At 43.1% G+C, this 5,340-nt stretch carries 4 protein-coding genes; all 4 read right to left on the bottom strand.

From position 1 onward, the window contains the following. Positions 1-169: 169 nt before the first annotated feature. Positions 170-1,405, bottom strand: a complete 1,236-nt coding sequence (tnpB, locus tag HWQ41_RS30870) for an IS200/IS605 family element RNA-guided endonuclease TnpB (RefSeq protein ID WP_292771529.1) — start codon at positions 1,403-1,405, stop codon at positions 170-172. Positions 1,406-1,607: 202 nt separating this feature from the next. Then, a complete protein-coding gene (locus tag HWQ41_RS30865; RefSeq protein WP_292771528.1) occupies positions 1,608-2,813 on the bottom strand; it encodes an aspartate aminotransferase in 1,206 nt (401 codons plus the stop codon). Next, positions 2,810-4,000, bottom strand: coding sequence for an iron-containing alcohol dehydrogenase family protein (locus tag HWQ41_RS30860; protein ID WP_292771532.1), 1,191 nt, complete (start codon positions 3,998-4,000; stop codon positions 2,810-2,812). Before HWQ41_RS30860 ends, HWQ41_RS30865 begins: the two co-directional genes overlap by 4 nt. Positions 4,001-4,635: 635 nt before the next feature. Further along, positions 4,636-5,157, bottom strand: a complete 522-nt coding sequence (locus HWQ41_RS30855; protein WP_292771527.1) for a Ycf51 family protein — start codon at positions 5,155-5,157, stop codon at positions 4,636-4,638. Between the last annotated feature and the right edge of the window lie 183 nt (positions 5,158-5,340).

The following is a 5,340-nucleotide window of genomic DNA, read 5'->3' as shown; positions in this document are numbered from 1 at the left end:
CTGTTTCTAAAATCCTTTACCCGTAAGCCTTTCACAACTTAACGGGAAAAGTCAGATGTAAATATTAGTACCAATCATTTTTAACTCTATTTACTTTTTTACATGATTTGAACCTCACACGACTTAAAGTCGCGTGATTCCTGCTTCAACGATCTCTGCCTGAAGTAATTCAGGTCTTACAAGTTCTCCACAGGCGTTTAGAGCATCCCTCGCACCGACGGCTGCTGTCTTGAAAAGTCTCTCTTACTGTTGGGGTCTCCCCAGCAGTATTAATACAAGAGCTTTTCGCTGTTAAAATTCTCAACCCCTCGCTCAAAATGTTTAAACTCGCGTTAACGTCTCTCAAGTTGTAGTTACCACAGCTAGGGCAAGTCCATTCACGCAACTTTAAATCTTTAACTAATGGGTTAACATAACCACAAGAATTACAAGTCTGAGATGAGGGATAAAACCTACCAACTTTCTGCACAATTCTGTCATGCCAGTTAGCTTTATACTCTAGCATAGCGACAAACTTAGCCCAACTAGCATCAGCTAGGCTCAAAGCTAATTTGTGATTCTTCACCATATTGGCAACTCGCAAATCTTCTATACAGATAATGCTGTTTTCCTTGATTAAACGAGTTGACAACTTATGCAGAAAGTCATCTCTGAGATTAGTAATCTTTTCATAAACACGAGCCAGCTTGTTTTTCGCTTTGACTCTATTACTACTACTATGAACACTGCGGGATAATTCTTTATGTGCCTTGCGTAGCTTCCTTTGTTGTGTCCGATAATATTTGGGATTATCTACAATTTCACCCTTGCTAGTAACCAGATAAGATTTTATGCCCAGGTCTACCCCAATATTTTGAGTGATTTGAGGGTATTTTTCTATCTCTGTTTCGCACAGAATACTAGCAATGTATTTACCTTTATATGTGCGAGTTACTGTAACGTTTACAAGCGTTCCTTTAATGTCCTGGGATTTGTGGAACTTCACCCATCCTAGCTTGGGAAGTTTTAAACGATTTTCTCTTACCTGAATGTTGCCATTGGTAAGATTAGTTTTATAGGACTGTTTGCAGCCATGCTTCTTTTTGAATTTAGGGAATCCGACCCCTTTCTTACCTTTGACTTTTTTTAGGTCAGAGAAGAAGTTTTTATATGCTGTTTCTAAATTCTTGAGCGAGTTTTGGAGAGCAAACTTATCTACCTCTTTGAGCCATTCAATCTCTTTTTTGAGTAAAGTTAACTGCTGACTGCAACCATTGTAGTTTAGGGTTTTTTGCTCAGTACTATATAGCTCCCTTCTCAATGCCAGAAAGCGGTTATACACAAACCTTGCACAACCAATAGTCTTGTTAATTAAGACTTCTTGACTGTGATTAGGAATTAATGTAACTTGAAACGCTTTTTGCATTTCTCTAACAGATATTTCGCTATAATAATTTTACCATCATACGCAACAATCTCATATTCTAAATATAGAAATATGGAACGCCTAACTCATGACTATAAGTCACGAGTGTGCGGCTTGGAGAAATCAAACATCATCAGCAAAAATTTTAGTCATGTGATGTTGGGTTTCCTGACTCTACTCAACTGACGAGATCGATCGCTTCTCAAGTAGAGACTACAGCTTCAGCCTGATAGCGGATACCAGCTTGCTTGAAGCGATGTAAAGCTTCACCCAAGCGATCGCAGTCGGCAATTAAACTGATCCTGACATAACCCTCACCTGCAACCCCAAAGGCATTACCTGGAGTCAGCACAACGCCCGTTTGCTGCAACACGTTCAGGGCAAAATCTGTGGAACCCATGCCAACGGGACATTTCACCCAAAGATACATCGTCGCTTTAGTTTTGGGGATATCCCAACCCAACTCTCCTAATCCTTGAATCAGGAAATCGCGGCGGGTACGATAGCGTTGTTGTACCTCGTGCAAATACACATCTGGGAGTTGTAAAGCTGTTTCCGCTGCTGTTTGTAAGGCGGCAAAAATCCCGTAATCTAAGTTAGTTTTCAGCGTCCGCAAACCTTGAATTATATGGCGATTACCCACCACAAACCCAACGCGCCAACCAGCCATATTGTAGGTTTTAGATAAGGTGTGAAATTCCACACCAATATCTTTGGCACCAGGAATTTCTAACAAGCTAGTGGGTTGATAACCATCAAAAGCTAACTCGGCATAACACAAGTCATGCACCAGCATAATTTCATATTTATGGGCGAAAGCGACAATTTCTTCAAAGAATTCGCGGGGTGCTGTGGCAGCAGTGGGATTGCTGGGATAATTGAAATAGAGAATTTTAGCTTGTTTAGCAATCTCGTCAGGAATCGCCGCTAAATCAATTAACCAGTCATTTTCGGGTTTGAGAATCAAGCTGTGGATTTTCCCACCAGCGATCGCCGGGCCGCGAAAATGGGCGGGATAAGCTGGGGAAGGAACCAGAACTAAATCACCAGGGTTAACGTAGGCGATCGCTAAATGGGTTAATCCTTCTTTAGAACCCAGTAGCGGTAAAGCTTCGCTATCGGGATCAAGAACCACACCATAACGGCGATGATACCAGTTGGTGATGGCACGGCGGAAACTAGCAGTCCCCTCAAAAGGCGGATAACCGTGATTAGCGGGATCTTTTAAAGCAGCGATCGCCGCTTCTACAACTGGTGCTGGTGTTGCACCATCGGGGTTTCCCATACCCAAATCAATTAAATCTAACCCTTGTTCCCGTGCTTTAGCTTTCAGTTCATCTAAACGGGCAAATACATAAGGTGGTAGTTTTTGTATACGTTCTGCTGGGACAATCCAATTTAAACTCATAAAACCTCGTCACTGATTCCCTTGGGCGAAACTCGATTTGTAGTGTCTCTACTATCTATAGGTGCAGTGGTAGAAACCATTGCCGCCATCAACTGTTCCACTGCGACTTTAAATGGTAGTCGATGGATGTCAGAATTAGGAACTAGGGCAATTTCAGCGGCTGTTTGCAATTCGCCTAATGTGATGTTGCCCAATCCCAAATCGCTTAATTTTTGGGGTAGTCCAATTTCTGCGTAGAACTTTAACAACTGTTGCCGTGCTGATGCGGCTAGTTGATTGCCTTGGAGCATTTCTTCTAAACGCAGTTGTACCAAAATTCCAAAAGCAACCTTTTCGCCATGAATACTGCCATGTCCCGAAATGTGCGTTAAACCATTATGCACCGCATGGGCAGCAACTGTGCGACACTGCGCCCCTCCAAGTCCCCCAACTACCCCAGCTAATAAAACAGTAGCGTCTACGACTTCTCGCCAAACTTCACTACCTGGTTCTTTGGTGGCGGCGGCTGACTTTTGCAAGAGGATATCTCGCAAAACCCGTGCTTGTTGCACCGCCGCAATAATTAAAGTATCTTGCAAATGCCCACTGCTAACAGAGGCTTCATACCACTTAGCGATCGCATCACCAATTCCAGCTACTAAAGTCCGTTGTGGTGCAGTTTTAATCAAGTCATAATCGAGTATCAATAAATCGGGACAACGAGACAGCCCCACATCGTAGAGAAATGCCCCATCTTCGGAATAAACATTCGACAAGGCACTCCAAGCTGCACAGGTAGCCGCTGAGGTAGGAATTGTCACCACTGGCAACTGTAACTGCTGCGCGACTAATTTCGCTGTATCCAAGGCTTTGCCGCCACCAACACCGATAATCACATCAGCTTGATGTTCTTTTGCCGTTTTCTGTAAAGATTTCACGCTAGCTTCGCAGCAATCTGCACCATAAGAAGCTTGGGCTGTATGTAACTGTTGCGTTTCTAAAACTGGTTGCAAATTCTTTCGGCTGATGGCGAGAGTAGACTCACCTGCCACAATTAAGGGACGACTTCCCAAACAGGCAATCTCTGCTGCGGCTGTTTGCAACACCCCAGAACCACGGATTACTTTTGCTGGGGCAACTGTGAGCGTAAATAATGAACTAGAGGTTTGAGTAGACAAAGAAGGTTGAGTAGAAAAATTATTGGGCATATAATCTAGTTTGCCAAAACCTTGATATTTCTTAATCAAATAGACTGGTGATCAGGGATTCTTGTTGCCACGCTGGTTTCAGAATGCCTCCAACCTTACACCCGACTCATCTGGATTTTAGCCAAGCAATGAAATAGACAAAGCCTGTTGCCGACTGATTGAGTAGTTTGACGACGTTGCTTGAATCTATGATGCCCATTGACCTGAAATTCCGAACTATCAAAGTTTTGAATAACCGTATAATTAACATTACCACTCTCAGATTCTCAAGAAAAGTCATTGAGAACTGAATAATGTGTCGATGGTCGTTCCAGCTATGGATACGTGCGTAGGGGCGTACAATCTATCTGTACGCCCCCACAGCCGATTCATTTGCTGCAAAAACTTGTGAAAATGGCAACAGTGGTAATTAGGACAACAACTGTCAGTACCCATTACTCGCACGTTGATTAACCTTTTTCCACAGTGAATCACGAAAGTGTGAATATCTTAATCTAAAAATAACTATTAATGTATCGGTAAATACAAAATAAATTATGCAATTCTGATACAAAGTAGATTATTTTTGTTCTCTGGGATGAGGCAGAGGGGATAAGGAGAAACTTGTACAATAATTCCCCCTGTCCCCCTGCTTCTTAAGCAGTAGGTTTTGGCAATTGAGCGAATTTGTCTGTGTAAATTTCGACTGTGATTGGGGAATTTTGATGAGAAACGAGCGATCGCTTGACCTCACCCAAGTAAACTGGTACAGAAATCCCTGGTTCCGGGTGGATAATGGTACGGGCGCGAACTGTCAACTTGTCGTCTTCCTGTGTACCTGAGCGACCATAAGAAAACAGATTACTAGCTGCTTGACGTAAAGTTGCTTCTAATTGTGTGGGTGTAATTTGGGTTGATGTGGCAATCACCGCTTGTGTTGACCCATTGTCATAAACTAAAGTGTACCGGACTGCTCCGGGAATCACAGTCCGACTCAAGGGGACTATCGAGAGTGCAAATAAACCAGCAGTTAGCACCAGCATAAAGCCAGTTGTACCCACCAGTCGAAAACGGATGCCCCATTTGAGAATAAAAGCCAAAACTGCGAGGACAGCGAATACCAAAGTGGCGATACCTGACCATTGGGTGTACTGAAGAAAGTTAGCTGTTGTGAGCATAAGGTTGGTTATGGAGGCGTCTTTTTTTCGTTACCGACACACCCATTTTACCGAGAGCTTACACCATCAGGGTTATCGTAGTCTCTAATGCCAATCAGAATATTGGGTACGATAGCAGTCACGTCGCTTCGCTCCGAATTCAAAATTCAAAATGACGCTCGCAGACTCGCTAACGCTGCGCTA

This window comes from Nostoc sp. NOS(2021), assembly GCF_017115025.1.
Taxonomy (GTDB): domain Bacteria; phylum Cyanobacteriota; class Cyanobacteriia; order Cyanobacteriales; family Nostocaceae; genus Nostoc.
The sequence above is the reverse complement of the archived record's forward strand: the minus strand, read 5'-3'. Positions and strand labels throughout refer to the sequence as shown.

Coding starts and splice junctions, on each gene's coding strand:
- HWQ41_RS30865 (WP_292771528.1), bottom strand. CDS start 2,813: ATGAGTTTAAATTGGATTGTCCCAGCAGAACGTATACAAAAACTACCA.
- tnpB (WP_292771529.1), bottom strand. CDS start 1,405: ATGCAAAAAGCGTTTCAAGTTACATTAATTCCTAATCACAGTCAAGAA.
- HWQ41_RS30855 (WP_292771527.1), bottom strand. CDS start 5,157: ATGCTCACAACAGCTAACTTTCTTCAGTACACCCAATGGTCAGGTATC.
- HWQ41_RS30860 (WP_292771532.1), bottom strand. CDS start 4,000: ATGCCCAATAATTTTTCTACTCAACCTTCTTTGTCTACTCAAACCTCT.